Genomic DNA, 20210 nt, shown 5'->3' on the forward strand with positions numbered 1-20210 from the left:
ACATGGAAGCCGGTGTTTATCCTTTGACGGCAAGTAGGTCTGCAGCCAATGTTGGCTTCTAGGTTTGGAGGGTATAGCGATTGTCCCGATCCATTTTTGTGGCGAGGGACTGCTGGCCCGTGAACATATCAGAAGCCACTCGAAAATGCGTCGCGTTTCTCGGAATAGTAATGAATGGTAAGTTCATACCGAAAGCGACGGCATTCTTTGTGAGCTATGCCGAAGACGAATTTCAGTTTGAGCACCTAGTCACGGCAGAACATGTCGTTTCGGGGCTTCTGACGAAATACCATCAAATTTGGCTTAGGGTGAATCTGAAGAATGGGACTATGGCAGAGTTCCGCCTCGACGAGCATAAATTCTATTTTCATCCGAATGACGAGCGCGATCCTACTGACGTCGCCGTCATCCCCGTGCAGCTCGGTGTGGTCAACGACGAGACCGGTGAAGAAACGGCCATGGATGTCCGTTTGATACCCATGAACGGCAAAGAGAGTTGGATACCGAACGAAGAGTTTGCTCGGGAATCACTCGGACCAGGCGGTCAGATTATCATTGTTGGCCTATTCCGAAGTCATTACGGAAACAATCGCAACGTTCCAGTAGTCCGCGTCGGCAACATAGCCGCCGAACTCGACGAGCCGATCTACACCAAATACAAGGGCTTCATTGATGCCTACTTGGTGGAAGCGAGATCGATCGCTGGCCTGAGCGGTTCTCCCGTCCTAGCGGTGCAGGAGAGGACGCTTTGGCTTCTAAAACGGATGGGTAAAGAGCGAGATGGCGGTCAACCAGTGGCGTTCATGGGTTTGATGCATGGCCACTTTGATGTAAAAAATTTGAACGAAGATGTCGTCTCCGATGAAGATCGAACCTCGGTCCACACAGGCATGGGCGTTGTTGTTCCATATTGGAAAATAGTCGAAACGCTGGAGCATCCCGATCTGGTCGCGGAGCGAAAATCCATGGTGGCGAAACTTCGCGAAACTGGTGCTACGCCCAACCTTTCAGGCGTGTAGATCGCCGAACCGGCCTACCGTTTCGGATCGACACCCATCGCCGCCGATTGACGGCGCAGAGCCTCGCGGTCGCTTCTTGGCGCCGGCAGCAACAACGGGTCGAAATTATCGGGCACCTCGTCGATCATCTTGCGAGCGAGGCGGTATGCGAGAAGGGCAAGGCTGGCTGCCAGAAGCAAACGGATCATGGAGCGGTTCTCCCGTGATTGGGATCAACCAAAGGAATGGCGTTTTGTTCCCTCACGCGAAATTCGCAACCAAACCGACATCGCCTCGTTTTGAGACAGGAGGCGATAGCGATGAAAAAGCTAAGATTGGGCCTCGTCCTGGTGGCATTGGCTGTTTCGGCCTGCGACAACAAACTGCCGCCAACGACAGCTCCCGGCGGCGAACAAAGCCTCGCCAGCAATCCGGTTGTGAACACGGACACCGTCGGCAAGTGAGCCGATGCTCGTGCAACAGGTTCCCGTCGGTTTTAGGGCATCGCCGAGATGCATTCCTCGAGCCGCTCGAGGCGGAACTTGGCATTGCGCAGTTCGTGCCCGGCTTCGTGCCGTTGCTGACGGCTTGGGGACGCCGCGGTCAGGTTTCGTTCGAGCTCGGCGATACGGGCACGCACCTGCCGCGCTTCGTCCTGACGCAACGCCTTTATCCAGTTCCGCCCGCGCATCTGTCTTCCCGCAAGTCCCCCAAAGACCAGCCGCTTTATGCCAGCAACCCACTAACTTCCCGCAAGTGCGAATATTCCAAATTTAATGAGTGCTAATTTAGCAAGGCGGCGCCACGGAGAAGAAGGCCGGCGCCGCTTGGGAGGAGAAAGGCGCCGGCCAAGCGGATAAGAGGTCCGCCGCAAGGAGGAGGCTAGCTGAGTCTTGCCGCTACGTCATGCAGGATCGAGGATTTTGGCTCTTTCCGGGCGTTTTCCCCCGCAAAACGCACAAGAGAGTTATCGGCCCTTCAAACCCCAAGCCGTCGCCTGGCGATGGCGACATGGAAGTTGGCACCGAACAGCAAACCCTCATCATTGAAGTCATAGCTGGAATTATGGAGTGGCGCCGAGGCCTCGCCATTGCCGAGGAAGACAAAACAGCCCGGCACGTGGTCGAGGAAACGGGCAAAATCCTCCGAGGCTGTCATTGGCTCACCCGCCACCGCGATGTTGCCGGGTTCGAAGACGTCCCTGGCGGCTCCGAAAGCCGCGTCGACCAGTTCGGCATCGTTGCGCAGCGGCACGAATTCGCGGCTGTAGTTCACTTCGGCGGTGACGTTGTAAGCCGCGGCGGTGCCTTCGGCGATTATACGCATCTGGCGTTCGATCCCTGCGCTGACCTCGGGGCGGAAGCTGCGTGCATCACCAAGGATGCGGGCCAGGCCGGGCAGCGCATTGCGGGTGCCGTCGGTGATCAGTTCGGTCACCGAAACCACCGATATGTCGGCCGGGCTCAGCCGGCGCGAGACGATGGTCTGCAGATTGGTGACCAGCGCGCAGGCGGCGACCAGCGTTTCGTTGCCCGAATGCGGCCGCGCCGCGTGGCCGCCGAGCCCCTTGAGCACGATCTCGAAGATGTCCTCGGCCGACATGATCGGGCCGGCGCGGGTCTCGAAATGCCCGACGGGCAGGCCGGGCATGTTGTGCAGCCCAAAGATCTCGTCGAAGGGGAAACGCCGCATCAGGCCATCGTCGAGCATGGCCAGCGCGCCCCTGCCCCATTCCTCCGCCGGCTGGAAGATGAAGCGCACGGTGCCGTCGAAACCACCCTCCGCTGCCAGCCGCTTTGCCGCGCCGAGCAGCATGGCGGTGTGGCCATCATGGCCGCAGGCATGCATGACACCGGGATTGCCGGACCGGTACGAGGCGGTCGATTGCTCCGCGATGCGCAGCGCATCCATGTCGGCCCTCAGCGCGATGGCACGGTTGCCGCTGCCGCGCTTCAGCGTGCCGACGACACCAGTCCCGCCGACGCCCTCGGTGACATTGTCCAGGCCGAATTCGCGCAGCTTGCCGGCGACGAAGGCCGCGGTGCGCTTCTCCTCAAAGCCGAATTCGGGATGCGCGTGCAGGTCACGCCGCCACCCGGTCATTTCCAGCTGCAGCGTTTCGGAATCGAGTTCAGCCATTCCCGCGCTCCCCCATCCCCGCAAGGTCGGCGACCACATCAAGCAGGATGTTGGCGCCGGCGACAAGCTCGGCATCTTCGGTGTGCTCGCGGGGACTGTGGCTGATGCCTCCGGCACTCGGCACGAAGATCATCGCCGCCGGCGCGATGCGCGCGATCATCTGCGCATCATGGCCGGCGCCCGAGGTCATGCGCCTCGAGACGAGCCCGCGCTTGCTCGCGGCGGCCTCGATCAGTTCGACGACCCGGCCGTCGAAAATGACGGGCTCGAAGCGCGCCAGCCTCTCGACCGTCACGGTAATGCCCTCGTCGGCGAGCCGTTCCAGAAAGGCGGCCAGCGCCGCCTCCTCCGCCTGCAAATGCTGTTCGTCGGGATCGCGCAGGTCAACGGTGAAGACGGCGCGCGATGGAATGACGTTGATGGCGTTCGGCTCGAAGCGCATCGTGCCGACGGTGGCAACGGTTGGCGAATTGGAGGCCGCTGCCCGGTCATGCAGGAAGATAACTACGCGTGCCGCCGCATATCCGGCATCGCAGCGCATCGACATCGGCGTGGTGCCGGCGTGGTTGGCGACACCGTCGATGGTGATGCGCTGCCAGGAGATGCCTTGCAGGGTTTCCACCGCACCGATCGGAATGCCCTCGCGCTCCAGGACCGGCCCTTGTTCGATATGCAGCTCGACATAGATGTGCGGCTTGAGAAAGCCGGGTTCGCGGTCGCCCGCATAGCTGATGCGGGCGAGTTCCTCGCCGAGCGTGCCGCCGTCGGTCCCGATAGCGGCGAGTGCCGCCTCGACGTCAACACCGCCGGCATGGACCAGCGATCCCATCATGTCGGGAGAGAAGCGCACGCCTTCCTCGTTGGTGAAGGCGGCGACGGCGATTGGGCGCGACGGCGAAAGGCCTGACGACTTCAGCGTCTCGATCACCTCCAATCCGGCAAGCACGCCGTAGCAGCCATCATAAATGCCGGCGTCGATGACCGTGTCGATGTGCGAGCCGATGAGCACCGGCGCCTGCCCGTTATTGTTCGCGTCTTGCCAGATGCCGAAGATGTTGCCGATGCGGTCGATAGCGACTTCGAGCCCGGCCTGCCGCAGCCAGCCAACGAAGAGGTCGCGGCCGAGCTTGTCGGTGTCGGAAGCGGCCAGCCGGATCAGCCTGCCTTCAGGGTCGCGGCCAACGGCGCCGAGTTCACGGATACGGCCAAGCAGGCGCTGTGCGTCGATCGCGATCATGGCATTGCCTCGACAGCAAGCTTGGCCCCGACAGCAAGCTTGCCGGCCAGCACATCGGCGGGGCTCATGCCGACGAGACCGGCATAACGGCTTGGGTCGGTGGCGCCTTCGGTGTTGATCACCAGCACGCGGGATTTGCCGTCGAGCCCGAGTTCGGCCTTGTTTTCGGCCACCGCCCGGATCAGCCCGGCAAGGCCGACGCCGCCGCTTTCACCGGCGACGATCACAGGGTCGCCGCCGGCCGGCCGCGCCAGCCGCCGCATCACCGCGATGGCGTCGTCCTCGTCCACGGTCATGAAGGCGTCGGCAACGCGCGCCAGCACACGCCAGGCGACCGGCGAGGCCTCGTAGCATTCCAGCATGGCCATCACCGTCGGCTCATCATGCGCCACCTTGACCACGCGCCCTGCCACAGCGGCTGCGACGACGCACGCGGCGCGCGCGGGCTCGACGACAATGAAGGTTGGCCTGGCATCGCCGAGCACGATGGCCAGATGGCCGGCCACCGCGGCGGCAATGCCGCCGACGCCTGCCTGGACAAACACGTGGGTCGGCGGCTCGGCGAGTTGGCGCAGCGCCTCGCGCGCGATCGCGGTATAGCCTTGCATCACCAGGCCGGGAATACGCTCATAGCCCGGCCATGACGTATCCGACACCACGGTCCAGCCCTTTCCGGCCGCGACCTCTGCGGCTTGCCTGACCGAATCGTCATAATTGCCCTCGACACGAACCATCTCCGCACCATAGCGGGCTATTGCCGCGATCCGCTCGTCGCTGACGCCGGCATGGACAAAGATCACGGCCTTGGCCCCGGCAAGCTCGGCACCTTGCGCAACGGAGCGGCCGTGATTGCCGTCGGTGGCGCAAGCGACCGTCATCGTCGCGGCGACCGAGCGGACATCGGGCCGGTCGAGATCACAGACATCGACAGGGCGGCCGAGCCGCTTTCCTGCCTCCTCCAGAACGAGGCGGAAGACGGCATAGGCGCCGCCGAGCGCCTTGAAGCTGCCGAGGCCGAGACGAAAGCCCTCGTCCTTGACATGCAGCGCACCGAGCCCGAGTTCGCGCGCCAGCGCCGGCAGCGCGTGCAGCGGCGTCACCCTGTGATTGTCGCGATGGGCAAGAAAGCGCTCGACCGTGTCCGCCCCGGCAATCCCGAGGGTTTCGGCATCGGCCGCATCAAGTGGTTGGCGATGCAGGTCATTGCGGTTGGGCAGGAACACTGGCGGCCTCCTTGGCGATCAGCGAGAATATATTGCAACATTGGCGCAAAAAGCGCTGTATTTGGGCCCTTGAAATGCAAGTTTGTTTCGCCGGACATCGCCATTGCCTCAACCGTCACTCGACAGTTTCGATCTCGCCATCCTTGCCATCCTGCAGCGGGACAACACCACGCCGCAGCGGCTGATCGGCGAAGCGGTGAACCTGTCGGCGCCGGCGGTGCAGCGCCGCATCAAGCGCATGGAGCAGGCCGGGGTCATCGCGGGCAATGTCGCCCTAGTCGAACCGGCGGCCGTCGGCCAGCCCATCACCATCTTCGTCGAGGTGGAGCTGGAGAGCGAGCGCACCGAACTGATCGATGCGGCCAAGCGGCAATTCTCGGCGACGCCCGAAGTGCAGCAATGCTACTATGTCACCGGCGAGGCCGACTTCATTCTGATCATCACCGTGGCCGACATGAGCGCCTATGAGGCACTGACGCGAAAACTGTTTTTCGGCAGCAACAATGTTAGAAAATTCCGCACCTTCGTCGCCATGGACCGCGTCAAGGTCGGGCTGACGGTGCCGTTGCCAAGTTGAGTCTTGCGGCAGGGAGGCTCCAGTCCGGCCTGCCATGCTTTTGACATTCTCCGGACGCGAATTGAGTGATGGAGGTGCACTTGGACGACACCACACCAGTAGCGATCATCGGTGCCGGGCCTGCGGGCCTTGCCGTTGCCGCTTGCCTGAGGCAGGCCGGCGTCGACTTCACCATCATCGAAAAAGAGCAGCAGGCCGCACCCGCCTGGCGGCGCCATTACGAGCGCGTCCACCTGCACACCACCAAGCGCTATTCGTCCCTGCCCTTCGTGCCCTTTCCCAAGCATTATCCACGCTACGTGCCGCGCGCTCTCTTCGTCGACTATCTCGATGCCTATGCGCAACGCTTCGAGCTGCGGCCTCGGTTCGGAGAAATGGTGAAAGCGGTCACTCGGGACGGTCGCGGCTGGCGGGTCGAAGCGACATCCGGTCCGTTGCGCGCCAAGCATGTGGTGATCGCGTCAGGCTACAATGCCGAGCCCTTGCGACCTGGATTTGCGGGCATCGACACCTTCACGGGCAAGACGCTGCACAGCGCCGACTATCGCAATGCCACGCCTTTTGCCGGTCAGTCGGTGCTGGTCATCGGCATGGGCAACACCGGCGCCGAGATTGCGCTCGATCTCGCCGAAAACAGCGCAAAACCAACGATCTCCGTGCGCGGCGGTGTTCATATCGTGCCGCGCGAACTGTTCGGCGTACCGATCCAGATGGTCGGCATGGCGGCGCGCCTGGGGCCGCAACGCTTCAACGATGTTCTCTTTCCCATCATCCTCGACCTGGTGCTGGGCAGGCTGGAAAAATACGGGCTCAAACGGCCGGGACAGGGACTGCTGGAACAGATCGCGATTGCATCACGCATTCCGGTGATCGACGTCGGCACCATCGGCAAGATCCGCGAAGGCGCGATCAACGTTGCGCCCGATATTGCCGAGATATCGGGGCGCTGCATCCGTTTTGCCGACGGCAAAAACGGCGAATTCGACGCGATCGTCTTCGCGACAGGTTACCGGCCGGGCTATGCCAAATTCCTCGAACCGGGCATCCAGCCCGAGCGCAGCGGCGTTACCGCGCAAGCTTCGGACCTCGGCCTCTACCTTGTTGGTTTTCACAACGCCGTGACCGGCTTGCTGCGCGAAATCGGGATCGAAGCCCAGGCGATCGCCGACGACATCCGTCACCGGCTGAACAGGAAGAAGGCGGCCGAAATCCTGCCGGTGTGATTGGACGCGAGTGGAGCGAAGCTCCGTTCGGCATCAACTTGCCTTGCGCAGCCACACCTTGTTGTCGTGGAAGGCAGCGCCGCCATAGGGCGCCGGCGCATCGGCGCCGGTCAGCACGTTGATGCCCTCGCCGCGCTCATGCGCGCTGTTCGGCCAGATGCCTTCGGCGATGACGACGCCGCGCTTGATGCCGTCGAACGGCTTGGCGTGCAGCACCACCTCGCCACGCTGGTTGCCGATCTCGACACGGTCGCCATCGGCCAGACCATGCGCGGCGGCATCGTCGGGATGGAGAAGCAGCTCCGGGCGGCCCTCCCTGGCCTTCGACACCGGCGTTTCGGAGAATGTCGAGTTGAGGAAATTGCGGGCCGGCGAGGTCGCCAGCCGGAACGGATGCGCCTCGTCGACCACCTCGATCAGATCGACATGGTCGGGAAATTCCGGCAACCGGTCCACCGGGCCGAACAGGCCCATGCTCTTCGGCGGCCGGTTGGGGGCCGCCTGCCCGGTCCAGTCGGCGCGGAAGCGGAATTTTCCATCCGCGTGGCCAAACCCCTTGATGAAATGCGCGGCCTCGAAATCCGGCTGCAGGTCGACCCACTTGTCTTCCTTCAGGCTGTCGAAGCTGCCCAGCCCGCGCTTGCCCAAGATGATGTCGATATGCTGCTGTTCGGTCAGGCCAAAGCCCGGGCGATCGGAGACCCCCAGGCGCACGGCCAATTGTTCGATGACGAAATGGTTGGTGAGCGGGCCTTCCGGCGGCTCGATCAGCTTCGGGCCGAGCGTGATGTGCTGGTTGCCGCCGCCCTTGTAGAGATCGTCATGTTCGAGGAACATCGTCGCCGGCAGCACGACGTCGGCAAGCTTCGCCGTGTCGGTCATGAACTGCTCGTGCACGCAAGTGAACAGGTCGTCGCGCAGAAAGCCCTGCTTCACCAGCCGCTGCTCGGGCGCGACATTCACTGGATTGGTGTTCTGGATCAACATGGCCGTCACCGGCGGCCCGCCATAGAGCGCATCGCTGGCACCGGTCAGCACCGGGCCGATACGCGAATGGTCGAGATAGCGGATCGAGGGATCGCGCATCCTGGTGCCTTCCAGCACCTCCTGGTTGAGCTTGAAGATACCGGAATTCGAATGGAAGGCGCCGCCGCCCTCATATTGCCAGCTGCCGGTGACCGCGGCGATGCAAGAGGCGGCATGCATGTTGACGGCGCCATTGCGCTGGCGGGCAAAGCCGTAGCCGAGGCGGAAATAGGTTTTTTTGGTCGTGCCGACGAGGCGCGCGAAGGCCTCGATCTCGCCAATGGTCAAACCCGTGACGCCAGCCGCCCACTCCGGCGTGCGTGTCTTGAGATGCGCTTCGAGCCCCTTCGGGTCGTCGGTGTATTTTTCGAGATAGGCGCGGTCGGCCATGCCTTCCCTGAACAGCACATGCATGACCGCGCAAGCCAGCGCGCCATCGGTGCCGGGCTTGAGCACAAGACCCATGTCGGCCTGCTTCATCGTCGCGTTTTCATAGACGTCTACGACGACGATCTTCGCGCCGCGTTCCTTGCGCGCCTTGATGGCGTGGGTCATCACATTGACCTGCGTGACCACGGCATTGGTGCCCCAGATCACCACGCAATCGGACTTCGCCATCTCGCGCGGATCCGGTCCACGCAAGGCGCCTGCCCCCATCATCCAGCCGGTCCAGGCGAGATTGGTGCAGATCGATCCGAAGAAGCCGGAATACTTTTTCGCGTGGCGCAGCCGGTCGATGCCGTCGCGCTGCACCAGTCCCATCGTGCCGGCATAGAAATAGGGCCAGACCGTCTCCGAGCCGTATTTTGCTTCGGCCGCGATGAATTTTTCGGCGACGAGGTCGAGCGCTGCCTCCCAGCTCGCTTCCTTCCATGAGCCGTCGCCCTTGGCGCCGGCGCGGATAAGCGGCTTCAGCAAACGGTCGGGATGATGGACGCGGTCGGCATAGCGCGCGACCTTGGCGCAGACGACACCGGCCGTGTAGGTATTAGCCTTGGCGCCGTGGACACGGCCGATGCGGTTGCCGTCGAGCAGCTCGACCTCGAGCGCGCAGGTCGATGGGCAATCATGCGGACAGGCCGAATGGCCGATGCGGAGCTTCGCGTGCTGGTTCATGGGGTTTGTCTAGCGGGTTTTGGCGTCGGCGTGTAGGCCAGATGACTAGCCAATCTCCCCCCTCGTGGGGGAGATGTCCGGCAGGACAGAGGGGGGCGCGAAGGATCGCGACCCATCTATTCGTCCTCGAATCCGGCGGTGGGCGGTTGCAAAAAGGCCGACAGGTTGGCGGGACAGCACCCCCCTCTGCCCTGCCGGGCATCTCCCCCACAAGGGGGGAGATTACGCACTCACTCCGCCGTGCCTTCCTCGTACTCCGCCGACATAGTCAGCCATTTTTCCTCATGGCCGGCCAGCGTCTGGGCAAGCTGCGAGCGCTCCTTGGCCAGCCGGGTCGCCGTAGACGGATCCTTTTCATAGATCGCTGGGTTGGCCAGCTCATCCTCGATGCCGTCGATGCGCTTGCGGATGCGGTCCATCAGCGCCTCGGTGGCGCGGATTTCCTTGGCCAGCGGTTCGAAGGCGGCGCGGCGTGCGGCCGCGTCGCGGCGGCGGTCGGCTTTCGACGCCTTGTCGGCCTCGCGCTTGCCACGGCGGTCGCCGGACACGCCGGTGACCAGCGTCTTGTAGTCCTCCAAATCGCCATCATACGGGTTGACCGCGCCGTCCTTGACCAGCCACAGCCGGTCGGCGGTCGCTTCGAGCAGGTGGCGGTCGTGCGAGATCAGGATGACGGCGCCGGGAAACTCGTTGAGCGCGTGGATCAGCGACTCGCGACTGTCGATGTCGAGGTGGTTGGTCGGCTCGTCGAGGATGAACAGGTTCGGGCCCTCGAAGGCCGACAGGCCCATCAACAAACGCGCCTTCTCGCCGCCGGACAGGTCCTTGGCGGGGGTGTTCATCTTCTCGGTGGTGAGGCCGAACTGGGCAACGCGGCCGCGCACTTTCGATTCCGGCGCTTCCGGCATCAGCCGGCGAACATGCTCATAGGCGTTTTCCTCCGGGCGGAGATCGTCGAGCTGGTGCTGGGCGAAGATCGCCACTTTCAGCCCGGGCGCCACCGTCATCGTGCCGCTCTCCTGCTTGAGCCGGCCGGACAAAAGCTTGGCGAAGGTCGACTTGCCGTTGCCGTTGGCGCCGAGCAGCGCGATGCGGTCGTCGGCGTCGATGCGCAGCGTCATCTTCTTCAGGATCGGCTGGCCCTCGGTGTAGCCGACATTGACGTTGTTCAAGGCAACGATCGGCGAGGCCACCGTCTTCACCGGCTCGGGAAAAGAGAACGGCCGCACCGAATCGTTCACGATGGCCGCGATCGGCTTCATCTTCTCCAGCGCCTTGATGCGCGACTGCGCCTGCCTGGCCTTCGAAGCCTTGGCGCGGAAGCGTTCGACGAAGGATTCCATATGCTTGCGGGCGGCTTCCTGTTTGACGCGGCCCTTCTCCTGCAATTCCTTCTGCTCGGTATACTGGCGCTCGAACTGGTCGTAGCCGCCACGCCAGAAGGTCAGTTTCTTCTGGTCGAGATGGACGATCGAATTGACGGCGCGGTTGAGCAGGTCGCGATCATGCGAGATCAGAAGCACGGTGTGCGGGTATTTCGAGACGTAGTTTTCCAGCCACAACGTGCCTTCGAGGTCGAGATAGTTGGTCGGCTCGTCGAGCAGTAGCAGATCCGGTTCCGAAAACAGCACGGCGGCAAGCGCCACGCGCATGCGCCAGCCGCCGGAGAAGGACGAGGCCGGCCGGCGCTGCGCCACATCGTCGAAGCCGAGGCCGGCCAGGATGGTGGCGGCGCGGGACTCGGCCGAATGCGCGTCGATGTCGGCCAGCCGCATGTGGATGTCGGCGATGCGGTGCGGATCGGTGGCGGTCTTTTCTTCTTCGAGCAGCGCCGTGCGTTCGAGGTCGGCCTTGAGCACGATCTCGATCAGCGGTTCCTCGGTGCCAGGCGCTTCCTGCGCCACCTGGCCGATGCGCGTGTTCTTCGGCAGGCTGATCGAGCCGGTCTCGGAGGGAAAATCGCCGGTGATGGTCTTGAACAGCGTCGTCTTGCCGGTGCCGTTGCGGCCGACAAGGCCGGCTTTGGTACCGGCCGGCAGGGTCAGGGAGGCATGGTCGAGAAGCAGGCGCCCCGCCATGCGCAGCGAGAGGTCATTGATGATAAGCATGGCCGCGCTTTTGCACGGGAGATCAGTGCTTCGCAAGGCCTTGCGGACCAGTTGGTCGCGCAAGGCCTCAAAACGGGCACCCGCAAGTGCCCGTCAGTATCGCAGATCGGCGGCTTTCGTGCCGGTCGAGCCACCGCCCTCAGGCAGTGGCCTTGCCGCGCTTTGCCGTCTTGGCCACCGCGGCCGGTGCCACGGCCGGCTTACGGCCAAGTCCCGTTGACTTCGCCAGCGCCGACCGGGTCGCCGAGTAATTCGGAGCGACCATTGGATAGTCCGGCGGCAGGCTCCACTTGGCCCGATAGTCGTCCGGGCTCAAGCCATAGTCTGTCCTGAGGTGTCGCTTGAGCGACTTGAATTTCTTTCCATCCTCCAGGCAGACGATGTAGTCGGGAAATACCGACTTTTTCGGATTTACGGCAGGAACCAGGCTCGGGCTTTCAACGACAGCCGCACCGGCCAGCTTTCGAACCGAGGCGCTGACGCTGGCAATCAGGTCAGGCAAGCCGGAAGCTGGAAGTGGATTGTTGCCAACATAGGCCGAGACAATATCGGCCGTGAGCTCGATAACGGTCTTATCCTCGATATTTGACAATGCTTTCACCTTATTTGCGACAAAACCATCTACCCCAGTGAAGACTTTTGTCTATGTATCCTTCTAACCGCGCCCCCAACGGACTACCAAGCCCCAAAACGAATCAAGACTTGCCACCAACTATCTTTATGGAAAATGGGCGCCGCGCAAATTAGAAAATCTAATACTTGGTAGCGACAGACTTGGCTGTCCGGCTGTCGGCCAATATCTCAAGAATACGCTTCCAACGGGCACAACGCCCAAAATCCTTCTGTTCAATCGCCTTTTCGGCCTTCATCGCCGCGTATAAGGGCGCCTCGGCGCCGAATTCCTTAAGCAGCCAATGCGCTTCCCGCCTGGCGAGGCGCTCATTTTCATCAAACATAGTTTTCCGCCTCCGATCGTTCCAGGCCGACCGCGACACAACTGCCGATGACAAGGACGGCTCCGGCAACGGCCGTCATCGTCAGTCGTTCGCCGGACAGGGTCAGCAGCAGCGTCGAAGCAATCGGCGTGAGATAAGCGACGACAGCAACCTTGCCGCTGCCTTCGAGTTTCAGGGCGCGCGACCAGAAATAGTAGCCCAGCCCCATCGGACCAGCGCCGAGATAGAGCCCGAGAGCAAGGTCGGTGCCCGTGGGCAAGGCAACGCCATCGCGTGCGCACCACGCAAGCGTCAGGGCGACGCCGATCAGCGACGACGGCAGCAAAAGGCGATCCGGCGAGGTGGCGACCCGTCCCACCATCACCGAATAGAATGCCATGCACAGCGCGGACCCGAATGCCGCGCAATAGCCGACGAGATCGCCCTGGAACCAGGTTCTGTCGCGCCCGCCTGAAATCACCAGCGCGACACCTATGAAGCCAAGGGTCGCGGCGACGCCTAACAGGGCAGGACGACGCGGGTTTTCAAAGAGGATCACCACCGCGGCAACCATCAAAGGCCAGGTGTAGGCCACAAGGTTGGCCTCGATCACCGGCATCGAAGCGAAGGCGATGTATTGCAGCACCATGGTGCCGACCAGGCCGATGAAACCGACCGCGAGCGGAAGCAGCGCGGCCCTCGCCGCGACCGGCGGAGCGCTCTCCCGGCTCGTGAACCGGATCAGGGCAAAGACCAATGCGGCTCCCGCGAATTGCAGGAACTGCACCTGCGACACCGAATGGTTCGCCAGCAGGGATTTGCCGACAAGGGCATTGGTGGACCACAAAGCCACCGCGCCGACGGCAAAGACCAGCGCGGATATCGAACCTGATCCATGCGGAAAGAACCGGTATGGGGCTCTATCTCCGTGCTTGACCATGATCTCGTCCGAGAACCGGTTCCCACTTTTCGGGATCATGGTTCCTTACCATGATTCCCTGTTTCCGCCCGGCACCGGTGCTTCGGCGGGAGCCGGCGCCGGATGTTCCGCCTCGAACCGGCGATAGGCCGGCAGCTGGTTCGTCCAGACATCCTCGGCCAGTTCGTTGACCCATTCGCGGTCTTGGTCGTTGTCGGCGGCGAGATAGAACATGCGGTTGTCGTCGACATAGGGCTTGGCCACCGAGCGCTGGTTGAGCACCAGCGTCACGCGCTCGCCGAACTGGATCGGCGCCGTGCGATGCAGGACGCCCAGAAACTGCCCGAGCGTGGCGTAGTTCATCTTGTGATCGATGCGCATGATGCGGTTGCGCGGGATCTCGTGGCCGGATTCGAGGATGGCACGGCCGGTTTCCGAGTCGTCGCAATAGATTTCGAGATGGCCGCCAACCAACGGATTGCTGATCGACAGCGGGATGAGCTCGGTGACCGGGACGCCGTCGCAATGCCAGTCCACGGCGCCATCCCTGGGATTCATGAAAGTGACGGTCGAGCCGACGATCGACAGCGGATAGGGCTCAAGCTTGGTGCCCATCATGTCGGACAGACGCTCCAGCCGCAGCTTGTCGTGCAAAAGCTCCTTGATCTCCGGAATATAACGGTCGGCGCCGGTGATGAAGGTCAGATCGAGGTGCTTGTGCACGGCATGGCTGGCCTTGAGTTTGAGCGCCGCCTCTTCGATCGCCGCAAGCAGTGCCGGGTCATAGCCGTGCAGATATTGCGCGACGCCGAAGCTCGACACTTTCCAGGCGGTTTCGTGGCCGATGATGGCTTCTCGACTCATCGCATAACGCAGTTCGGGTATCGTATGGGCGTTCATTCTACTTCTCCAGGATGGGGGCAACACTTGGTAAATAGTCGATTAATTCACCCACCCCTGTAAAATTAGGAATGCTGGTGCTAGTGTAAGCCCAGTTTAAGGTCGAAACCGTGCGTCTGCTCAGTCAGGTCAACCTAAATTCGCTCAAGATTGTGGAGAGTGCTGCGAGGCACGGGAACTTCACGCGCGCCGGCGAAGAACAGTTTATCACCGCCTCGGCGGTCAGCCAGCGCGTCAAAAGCCTGGAGGATCAACTCCGCTTCAAGATTTTCCAGCGCGGCGGCAATGCGGTGTCGCTGACGCCCGAAGGCGAAACCTATGTCTCGCGCGTTCGCGAAGCGCTGGAGCGTATCGTCGCCGCCAGCATGGAAGCGACCGGGCAGTCACAGGAGCATGTGCTGAAGATATCGGTGCTGCCGACCTTTGCCGCACGCTGGCTGTTTCCGCGCCTGCCGCTGTTCCAGCATCAACATCCCGATATCGTGATGCGGGTTTCGACCTCCTACGCGACACATGAGTTCACGACGTCCGATTTCGATCTCGAAATCCGCTATGGCGACGGCCACTTTCACGGGTTGCAGTCCGATCTGCTGTTCCGGGAGGACCTGACGCCGGTCTGCAGCCGCAAGCTGTTCCATGAGGTTCTTGGCAACAGGCCGCGGTCGACGGTGACGCCGGATGACCTCAAGCACTTCACGCTTCTGCATTCCGACACCTGCACTCAGAACTGGCAATCCTGGCTTGGTTTCGCGGGCGCCAGCTTCGTGCTCAGCGAGACCAAGGGCATCTATTTCGATTCCTGCATGATGTCCTACGAGGCGGCCAATGCCGGAATGGGTTTTGCCGTCGCCAACCGCGCCTATATGGCCAGCGATATCCGAGCCGCGAGGCTGATCGCTCCCTTTGCCGTGCATCATCCGAACACGGCCGGCTGGTATTTTGTTTCCCCCCACAAGAGCCTCGCCACACGCAAGGTGCTGCTGTTCAAACAATGGGTGATGGCGGAAGCAGCTCTGACGCAGAGTCAGTTGGACAGTGAAATCAACGACTTGGCTCTTGAGAGCGCCTGAATTCGGACCGGCTTGTACTATTCCCGATGACCGCCGGCCAGAAAATTGAGGACCATCGGTCAATAGACCTCTTAATCCAGGCAACCCGCGCTGGTCGGTGAAATTGTCGAGATCGAGCCCCTGAGCCGGAGCATTCCGAGTGGCCTGAAGTGAAGGCCATGCTGCAGCAAAAAATGCGTCGATAGCCGGCGCTTGCCGCTCGCCTTCGAATCCAGAACGAAACGATCTGGAATTCAGGCGAAGGCCCTGCCCTCCTCGGTGCGCTGGAAATGCGTCAGATCGAGCGATACGGAAGGGCGGCCCAGAACCGTCAGGATCATATGCGCCTGGCCGCGGTGATGGGTCTGGTGGTTGAAGACATGATCCAGCGCCGGCGCCAGACGCTGCGAGACGGTGCGCATGTCCGATACGGTCATGTAGGTGAAGCGGCCCGACAGCGCCTTGTCGCTCAAGCCGCCAACCCAGTCGACGATCCGCCGGTCTTCCGCCTCGCGCGCCGCCCGAAGGCCGGGCAAGGCCCGGTGAAGGATGACGTCGAGCGCCGTCGGAGCGTCGCCTTCGCCGGTGAAGCGCTTCATCCAGATGCGATCGGCGGCGAGCAGGTGGTTGAGCGTGCCCATCAGCGAGCGGAAGAAGGCGCCGACATCGCGATTGAATTCTTCCTCGTCGAGATCGGCGGCGGCATCATAGATGCGGCCATTGGCCCATTGATTGTATGCAGCAAACATCATGAAGTGTTGTTTCATCTCTTTTCCCGCCGGGCCTGTTTCGGGTATCGGGAGCGATACCTAGACCGCGAGGGAGCCGACGCCAATGACCATTCTGCTTTATGATCTCGTCGGGCATGACGACAAGCGTCCGTTCAGCCCGCATTGCTGGAAGGCGACGATGGCGCTGGCCCACAAGGGGCTCGATATCTCGACCGCGCCGACGCGCTTCCTCGAGGTGCCCGCCGTCGAAGGCGGTGTCTCAAAGACCGTGCCGGTGATCCGCGACGGCGACAAGATCGTCGCCGATTCCTTCGCTATCGCGCTCTATCTCGATGAGGCCTACCCGGATCGGCCGACGCTGTTTGGCGGCGAAGGCGGCAAGGCGATGGCTCGCTTCATCGAGCGCTGGTCACAACTGACCATCCACCCCTATGTCACCACCGCCGCGATTGTCGACCTCCATGGCATGCAGGACGAGGAGAACGCCGCGTATTTCCGCCAGAGCCGGGAGCAACGCTTCGGCAGGCGGCTGGAAGATGTGGTCGCCGCACGCGACGCCGGGCTGACGGCCTTCCGGGCGGCCCTGGAGCCGCTGCGCTCGATGTTGAGCTACCAGCCGTTCATCGGCGGGGCCTCGCCGCTGTTTGCCGACTATATCGTCTTTGGCGCGCTGCAATGGGCGCGCGTGGCTTCGCCCTATCGATTGCTCGAAAGCAACGACGTGGTGGCGCAGTGGTTCGACCGCTGCCTCGACTTGCATGGCGGGCTGGGACGAAAGGTTGAAGCCGCGGCGTGACGCCTTGATTTGCCGGCGATGAACCATCACCCGCCCGCGAAAAACCGCGGGCGAACACACCGCAGGCGATGACAGGCCTACTTGGCCGTCAGCTTTTTGGCTTGCTGGGCTTCTTGGCCGCCTTCGCCTCCTTGGGCGCGGCTTTTGCCTTGTCGGCGCCAGCAGCCTTCTTGGCCGGCTTCTTGGTGACCGATGACGTCCCCGTGGCATGCTCGGCATCCACGTCGGCTGCCGCTTGGTGCCAATGGCGTTCGTGCTGACCGGCCGGTTGCCCTTCCTGCTGCCAGATCTGATGAGCCCGGTTGCGAATGCGTTCCTGACGATCGTCTGCCATGGTCATATTGTCTCCATGCGGGCCGACTTCAGCGCGGCGCCGACACGTGACTATAGCAAGCAAAGCGTTGCTGTGCAGCCGTTTGATCTGACCCTGAGCCGCACGTTCGCGGTACCGGCCTGACACGGAAACGCCACTGGACCTTTCAATCCGCTCGAAGCCGGACCGGGCTTTCACCGTTCGTCACACGGAAAGCCAAGCAATTGGCTTTCCGTCCGCTTCGAGGACCGGGCCAGCCTTCGCTGGCGATAAAACCGGACAACTCGCGTGCTACCTAATCCGGACAACTCATGTGCTTACGACAGACCGTTCCTCACCCCTTGGCAATGGGCCGGGCGGCTTGTATAGAGCCCGCCACTCTCAATTCCATTCTCAGACAAGGACGACCCATGGCGCTCGAACGCACCTTTTCCATGATCAAGCCGGACGCAACCCGGCGCAACCTCACCGGCGCCATCACCAAGATGCTCGAAGATGCCGGCCTTCGCGTCATTGCCTCGCGCCGTGTGTGGATGAGCCGCCGCGAGGCGGAAGGCTTCTATGCCGTCCACAAGGACCGCCCGTTCTTCGGCGAACTGGTCGAGTTCATGTCGTCGGCACCGACGATCGTCCAGGTGCTGGAAGGCGAGAACGCCATTGCCAAGAACCGCGAAGTGATGGGCGCCACCAACCCGGCCAATGCCGCCGAAGGCACCATCCGCAAGGTGCATGCGCTGTCGATCGGCGAAAATTCTGTGCACGGCTCGGACGCGCCCGAAACCGCCGCGCAGGAAATCAAATACTGGTTCTCGGACACCGAAATCGTCGGCTGATCCGACACCCATTACCTTTCATGCGAAAAGGCCGGCGTTTTGCCGGCCATTTTCATTGGGGGCGGTCAGGTCTCGCGCGCGAAACGCAGCATATGCGTCCGTGCGGAACAACGACGGTCCAGGGCGCGCCTCGCCGACCGAAAACCGAATTGAGGCTGTCGCCGGAACAGGCCTTAGCAGCCGCCGAAGCGGGTGGCCTCAGGTTTGCCGAATTGGTCGAGGTGCCGCCTTATCACTACGGCGCCTGTTCGAACGGACCAAGCGATGAGACGCCCGCCGCCCCCCCGCGGCGGGTTCTGGTCACTTCGGCTGGCGATCTTTCACGTTCGCATGAGCGTTCGCTGCTGCCGTGTCGGTGGCCGGTGTCTGGGTATCGGCACCTGCAAATGGACTACCCTGTCCAGGCGCGAGGTCGCCGCTGTGGCCGGCCTTGTTGGTCTGGAACGGGTGGCCATCGGCGCTGAGGCCATGCTGAAGGGCATTGAACAGATGGTCGTCCGCCTTCGCAATGCCGGTGAGGGCAAAAAGCGATGCGCCTGTGGCAGCAAGGATAAGCGCGTGCGTTTTCATATCTGGACTCCTTGGAGTTAGGCCAGAACGAGCCGCAGCAGGTCTGGCGGCTTCAACGAAGGGATATTCGAAAATATCCCTTTTGCCTTACCCGCCATGTCTGGGAGAGAAACGCTTCTCCTGCCCGAATTATTCCCGCCGAAAAGCATTATTCCCGCTAAAAGCGTGGCGATCGAAATATGGGCTAGCTCGCGGCGCTGAAGCGCAGGATTTCGCGGCCGATCTTGTCTGATATGGTGAGCTTGCCGGCTTCGACATTGTATGACGCCGCCCTGGCCAGCGCATCGAACAGCGCCTTTTCCTCGGCCATCACCTCCGGCGCACAGGCCTTGAAGGTCGAGCCGATGCCGCTGATAGCGATCGCCTGGCCGTCGACCTTCGCAGTGGCAAAATAGCTGTTGCAGGGGCCGCTGCCGCCTGCCTTGCCGGCCTCGCTGACCCGGAAGGTTGCTTGCGGCGCGGTAATGGCGCCGATGCCATCGACATAATCGACAACCCAGAGCTGGCCGAAGACGGAAGCTTTCGGTTCGGCGCGCTGCGTGACCATCTTGAGCAGGATGGTCTGCGGCGCGTCGGTCAGCGGATCGAGCTGATGGCGCACATCGGAGATGAACATCAGCTTGTCGTCGACGGTAATCCGGGCCTGCAGCGCGTAGGTCATCCGCGGCTGGATGACGGAGGGGTCGAATTTGATCTCGAAACTGATCGGCACCTGGCCGGCCGGTTTGATCTTCTGCTCGCCGATGATCCTGGCGGGCGCGTCGGCCAACGAGACATCGGCAAGCTGGACGGAGAGCACGGCATTGGGCGGCAAGGCGATGCGCTCGCGATAGATCACCTCGCCCCTCACCGCCTTCTCGGCGGCCACGGACAGCTCCGGCACCGCCAGGATGCCGACCACCAGAGGCACGAAACCGAAGACGAAGAATTCCGCGAGCCTGTCCAGCATGACCATCTCCCTTGCCCATGACTTCCGCCAATTGGCCGAAGGAATGCGGTCAATGCATGACTGCTGCGGGGCATGACTGCTGCGGGATTTATTCCGGCGACTTCCAGCGTCCCGCCGCCCGGGCGTCGGTTTCCTTGGCCTCGACCCAGCCGCCCTCGGAACCATCGGCGCGGTGCTCCTTCTTCCAGAAGGGTGCGCGCGACTTGAGATAGTCCATGAGGAAGTCGGCCGCCTCGAACGCAGCCTGGCGATGCGCCGACGCGGCCACCACCAGCACGATGTTCTCTCCCGGCGCGATCTTGCTATGGCGGTGGATGACGGTGAGGCCTTGCAGCGGCCAGCGTTCGGCAGCCTCGGCCGCGATACGGCCGATTTCGGCTTCCGCCATGCCGGGATAGTGCTCGAGCTCAAGCGCCGAGAGTGCACCTTGCTCGTCGCGGCAGAGGCCGGAAAAGGTGACCACGGCGCCAATGTCGGCGCGGCCTTGTGTCAATGCGGCGATCTCGGCGGCAACGTCGAAATCCTGGCGCTGAATGCGCACCGTCGGCAACACGGCGGCCGACATGTG

24 protein-coding genes are annotated in these 20210 nt (G+C 62.5%); 8 read left to right on the forward strand and 16 right to left on the reverse strand.

The features are described 5' to 3' along the window. Positions 1–170 precede the first annotated feature (170 nt). Complete coding sequence (locus AC0NIH_RS25455) at positions 171–1019, forward strand: hypothetical protein (RefSeq protein ID WP_473462312.1); 849 nt, start codon at positions 171–173, stop codon at positions 1017–1019. A gap of 14 nt (positions 1020–1033) precedes the next feature. Here the strand turns inward: AC0NIH_RS25455 and AC0NIH_RS25460 are convergent, their stop codons facing one another. Next, positions 1034–1207: a hypothetical protein gene (locus tag AC0NIH_RS25460; protein WP_023768506.1), complete on the reverse strand. Its 174-nt coding sequence runs from the start codon at positions 1205–1207 to the stop codon at positions 1034–1036. Positions 1208–1318: 111 nt separating this feature from the next. Between AC0NIH_RS25460 and AC0NIH_RS25465 the strand changes: the two genes are divergently transcribed. Next, positions 1319–1462 carry a hypothetical protein gene (locus tag AC0NIH_RS25465; protein WP_287388754.1) on the forward strand — a complete coding sequence of 48 codons (144 nt, stop codon included), beginning with the start codon at positions 1319–1321 and terminating at the stop codon, positions 1460–1462. A gap of 32 nt (positions 1463–1494) precedes the next feature. On the opposite strand, the gene AC0NIH_RS25470 is transcribed toward AC0NIH_RS25465, so the two are convergent. The 4 genes from AC0NIH_RS25470 to AC0NIH_RS25485 form a co-directional block, all read right to left on the reverse strand. Next, on the reverse strand, positions 1495–1689 hold the full coding sequence (locus AC0NIH_RS25470) for a hypothetical protein (protein WP_473462316.1): 195 nt from the start codon (positions 1687–1689) through the stop codon (positions 1495–1497). A gap of 287 nt (positions 1690–1976) precedes the next feature. After that, on the reverse strand, positions 1977–3137 hold the full coding sequence (locus AC0NIH_RS25475) for a M20 aminoacylase family protein (protein ID WP_473462318.1): 1161 nt from the start codon (positions 3135–3137) through the stop codon (positions 1977–1979). Next, positions 3130–4374 (reverse strand): allantoate amidohydrolase, encoded by a 1245-nt coding sequence (locus tag AC0NIH_RS25480; protein ID WP_473462321.1) that lies wholly within the window; start codon positions 4372–4374, stop codon positions 3130–3132. Before AC0NIH_RS25480 ends, AC0NIH_RS25475 begins: the two co-directional genes overlap by 8 nt. Further along, the gene (locus AC0NIH_RS25485) at positions 4371–5597 is read right to left on the reverse strand and encodes a diaminopropionate ammonia-lyase (protein WP_473462323.1); all 1227 of its coding nucleotides are present in this window, start codon (positions 5595–5597) and stop codon (positions 4371–4373) included. The genes AC0NIH_RS25480 and AC0NIH_RS25485 overlap by 4 nt, the downstream gene beginning before the upstream one ends. 103 nt (positions 5598–5700) lie before the next feature. On the opposite strand from AC0NIH_RS25485, the gene AC0NIH_RS25490 reads away from it, so the two are divergent. Continuing rightward, entirely contained in the window at positions 5701–6174 is a 474-nt protein-coding gene (locus tag AC0NIH_RS25490; RefSeq protein WP_473462326.1) for an Lrp/AsnC family transcriptional regulator, read from the forward strand. A 74-nt stretch (positions 6175–6248) separates the two neighbouring features. Further along, entirely contained in the window at positions 6249–7397 is a 1149-nt protein-coding gene (locus AC0NIH_RS25495; protein ID WP_473462677.1) for a flavin-containing monooxygenase, read from the forward strand. Positions 7398–7430: 33 nt separating this feature from the next. Here the strand turns inward: AC0NIH_RS25495 and AC0NIH_RS25500 are convergent, their stop codons facing one another. From AC0NIH_RS25500 to AC0NIH_RS25525, 6 genes are all read right to left on the reverse strand, one after another. Continuing rightward, entirely contained in the window at positions 7431–9539 is a 2109-nt protein-coding gene (locus AC0NIH_RS25500) for a molybdopterin-containing oxidoreductase family protein (RefSeq protein WP_473462329.1), read from the reverse strand. Positions 9540–9769: 230 nt separating this feature from the next. After that, the gene (locus tag AC0NIH_RS25505) at positions 9770–11647 is read right to left on the reverse strand and encodes an ABC-F family ATP-binding cassette domain-containing protein (RefSeq protein ID WP_023779689.1); all 1878 of its coding nucleotides are present in this window, start codon (positions 11645–11647) and stop codon (positions 9770–9772) included. A gap of 139 nt (positions 11648–11786) precedes the next feature. Then, positions 11787–12239, reverse strand: coding sequence for a Ros/MucR family transcriptional regulator (locus tag AC0NIH_RS25510; RefSeq protein WP_013896252.1), 453 nt, complete (start codon positions 12237–12239; stop codon positions 11787–11789). 160 nt (positions 12240–12399) lie between these two features. Beyond that, positions 12400–12603: a hypothetical protein gene (locus tag AC0NIH_RS25515; RefSeq protein WP_013896253.1), complete on the reverse strand. Its 204-nt coding sequence runs from the start codon at positions 12601–12603 to the stop codon at positions 12400–12402. After that, positions 12596–13522 carry a DMT family transporter gene (locus AC0NIH_RS25520; protein WP_473462680.1) on the reverse strand — a complete coding sequence of 309 codons (927 nt, stop codon included), beginning with the start codon at positions 13520–13522 and terminating at the stop codon, positions 12596–12598. Before AC0NIH_RS25520 ends, AC0NIH_RS25515 begins: the two co-directional genes overlap by 8 nt. 45 nt (positions 13523–13567) lie before the next feature. After that, on the reverse strand, positions 13568–14401 hold the full coding sequence (locus AC0NIH_RS25525; RefSeq protein ID WP_023779687.1) for a hypothetical protein: 834 nt from the start codon (positions 14399–14401) through the stop codon (positions 13568–13570). A gap of 110 nt (positions 14402–14511) precedes the next feature. Here AC0NIH_RS25525 and AC0NIH_RS25530 point away from each other — a divergent pair, with 110 nt between their 5' ends. Continuing rightward, positions 14512–15471 carry a LysR substrate-binding domain-containing protein gene (locus tag AC0NIH_RS25530; RefSeq protein ID WP_023779686.1) on the forward strand — a complete coding sequence of 320 codons (960 nt, stop codon included), beginning with the start codon at positions 14512–14514 and terminating at the stop codon, positions 15469–15471. A gap of 233 nt (positions 15472–15704) precedes the next feature. On the opposite strand, the gene AC0NIH_RS25535 is transcribed toward AC0NIH_RS25530, so the two are convergent. Further along, a complete protein-coding gene (locus AC0NIH_RS25535) occupies positions 15705–16217 on the reverse strand; it encodes a DinB family protein (RefSeq protein WP_013896257.1) in 513 nt (170 codons plus the stop codon). 67 nt (positions 16218–16284) lie between these two features. Between AC0NIH_RS25535 and AC0NIH_RS25540 the strand changes: the two genes are divergently transcribed. Then, complete coding sequence (locus AC0NIH_RS25540; RefSeq protein ID WP_473462334.1) at positions 16285–16977, forward strand: glutathione S-transferase family protein; 693 nt, start codon at positions 16285–16287, stop codon at positions 16975–16977. Between the two features lie 88 nt (positions 16978–17065). Here AC0NIH_RS25540 and AC0NIH_RS25545 read toward each other — a convergent pair whose 3' ends face one another. After that, positions 17066–17287: a DUF2934 domain-containing protein gene (locus AC0NIH_RS25545; protein WP_474025271.1), complete on the reverse strand. Its 222-nt coding sequence runs from the start codon at positions 17285–17287 to the stop codon at positions 17066–17068. Here AC0NIH_RS25545 and AC0NIH_RS25550 point away from each other — a divergent pair. Both AC0NIH_RS25550 and ndk read left to right on the forward strand, forming a co-directional pair. Next, positions 17186–17434 (forward strand): hypothetical protein, encoded by a 249-nt coding sequence (locus AC0NIH_RS25550; RefSeq protein ID WP_474025283.1) that lies wholly within the window; start codon positions 17186–17188, stop codon positions 17432–17434. The genes AC0NIH_RS25545 and AC0NIH_RS25550 overlap by 102 nt on opposite strands. Before the next feature lie 266 nt (positions 17435–17700). Continuing rightward, on the forward strand, positions 17701–18123 hold the full coding sequence (ndk, locus tag AC0NIH_RS25555) for a nucleoside-diphosphate kinase (protein ID WP_008875017.1): 423 nt from the start codon (positions 17701–17703) through the stop codon (positions 18121–18123). Between the two features lie 300 nt (positions 18124–18423). On the opposite strand, the gene AC0NIH_RS25560 is transcribed toward ndk, so the two are convergent. The 3 genes from AC0NIH_RS25560 to AC0NIH_RS25570 form a co-directional block, all read right to left on the reverse strand. After that, complete coding sequence (locus tag AC0NIH_RS25560; protein WP_473462337.1) at positions 18424–18693, reverse strand: hypothetical protein; 270 nt, start codon at positions 18691–18693, stop codon at positions 18424–18426. 184 nt (positions 18694–18877) lie between these two features. Next, on the reverse strand, positions 18878–19642 hold the full coding sequence (locus tag AC0NIH_RS25565) for a YbaY family lipoprotein (RefSeq protein ID WP_473462339.1): 765 nt from the start codon (positions 19640–19642) through the stop codon (positions 18878–18880). Positions 19643–19730: 88 nt separating this feature from the next. After that, a complete protein-coding gene (locus AC0NIH_RS25570) occupies positions 19731–20207 on the reverse strand; it encodes a molybdenum cofactor biosynthesis protein MoaE (protein WP_473462342.1) in 477 nt (158 codons plus the stop codon). Positions 20208–20210: the final 3 nt, after the last annotated feature.

It is taken from the genome of Mesorhizobium sp. WSM1386 (assembly GCF_055901595.1).

Excerpts from the sequence above, each read along its gene's own strand:
- AC0NIH_RS25455 (WP_473462312.1), top strand. The coding sequence starts at position 171 with ATGAATGGTAAGTTCATACCGAAAGCGACGGCATTCTTTGTGAGCTAT.
- AC0NIH_RS25460 (WP_023768506.1), bottom strand. The coding sequence starts at position 1,207 with ATGATCCGTTTGCTTCTGGCAGCCAGCCTTGCCCTTCTCGCATACCGC.
- AC0NIH_RS25465 (WP_287388754.1), top strand. The coding sequence starts at position 1,319 with ATGAAAAAGCTAAGATTGGGCCTCGTCCTGGTGGCATTGGCTGTTTCG.
- AC0NIH_RS25470 (WP_473462316.1), bottom strand. The coding sequence starts at position 1,689 with ATGCGCGGGCGGAACTGGATAAAGGCGTTGCGTCAGGACGAAGCGCGG.
- AC0NIH_RS25475 (WP_473462318.1), bottom strand. The coding sequence starts at position 3,137 with ATGGCTGAACTCGATTCCGAAACGCTGCAGCTGGAAATGACCGGGTGG.
- AC0NIH_RS25480 (WP_473462321.1), bottom strand. The coding sequence starts at position 4,374 with ATGATCGCGATCGACGCACAGCGCCTGCTTGGCCGTATCCGTGAACTC.
- AC0NIH_RS25500 (WP_473462329.1), bottom strand. The coding sequence starts at position 9,539 with ATGAACCAGCACGCGAAGCTCCGCATCGGCCATTCGGCCTGTCCGCAT.
- AC0NIH_RS25505 (WP_023779689.1), bottom strand. The coding sequence starts at position 11,647 with ATGCTTATCATCAATGACCTCTCGCTGCGCATGGCGGGGCGCCTGCTT.
- AC0NIH_RS25515 (WP_013896253.1), bottom strand. The coding sequence starts at position 12,603 with ATGTTTGATGAAAATGAGCGCCTCGCCAGGCGGGAAGCGCATTGGCTG.
- AC0NIH_RS25520 (WP_473462680.1), bottom strand. The coding sequence starts at position 13,522 with ATGGTCAAGCACGGAGATAGAGCCCCATACCGGTTCTTTCCGCATGGA.
- AC0NIH_RS25525 (WP_023779687.1), bottom strand. The coding sequence starts at position 14,401 with ATGAACGCCCATACGATACCCGAACTGCGTTATGCGATGAGTCGAGAA.
- AC0NIH_RS25535 (WP_013896257.1), bottom strand. The coding sequence starts at position 16,217 with ATGAAACAACACTTCATGATGTTTGCTGCATACAATCAATGGGCCAAT.
- AC0NIH_RS25540 (WP_473462334.1), top strand. The coding sequence starts at position 16,285 with ATGACCATTCTGCTTTATGATCTCGTCGGGCATGACGACAAGCGTCCG.
- AC0NIH_RS25550 (WP_474025283.1), top strand. The coding sequence starts at position 17,186 with ATGCTCGGCATCCACGTCGGCTGCCGCTTGGTGCCAATGGCGTTCGTG.
- ndk (WP_008875017.1), top strand. The coding sequence starts at position 17,701 with ATGGCGCTCGAACGCACCTTTTCCATGATCAAGCCGGACGCAACCCGG.
- AC0NIH_RS25560 (WP_473462337.1), bottom strand. The coding sequence starts at position 18,693 with ATGAAAACGCACGCGCTTATCCTTGCTGCCACAGGCGCATCGCTTTTT.
- AC0NIH_RS25565 (WP_473462339.1), bottom strand. The coding sequence starts at position 19,642 with ATGCTGGACAGGCTCGCGGAATTCTTCGTCTTCGGTTTCGTGCCTCTG.
- AC0NIH_RS25570 (WP_473462342.1), bottom strand. The coding sequence starts at position 20,207 with ATGTCGGCCGCCGTGTTGCCGACGGTGCGCATTCAGCGCCAGGATTTC.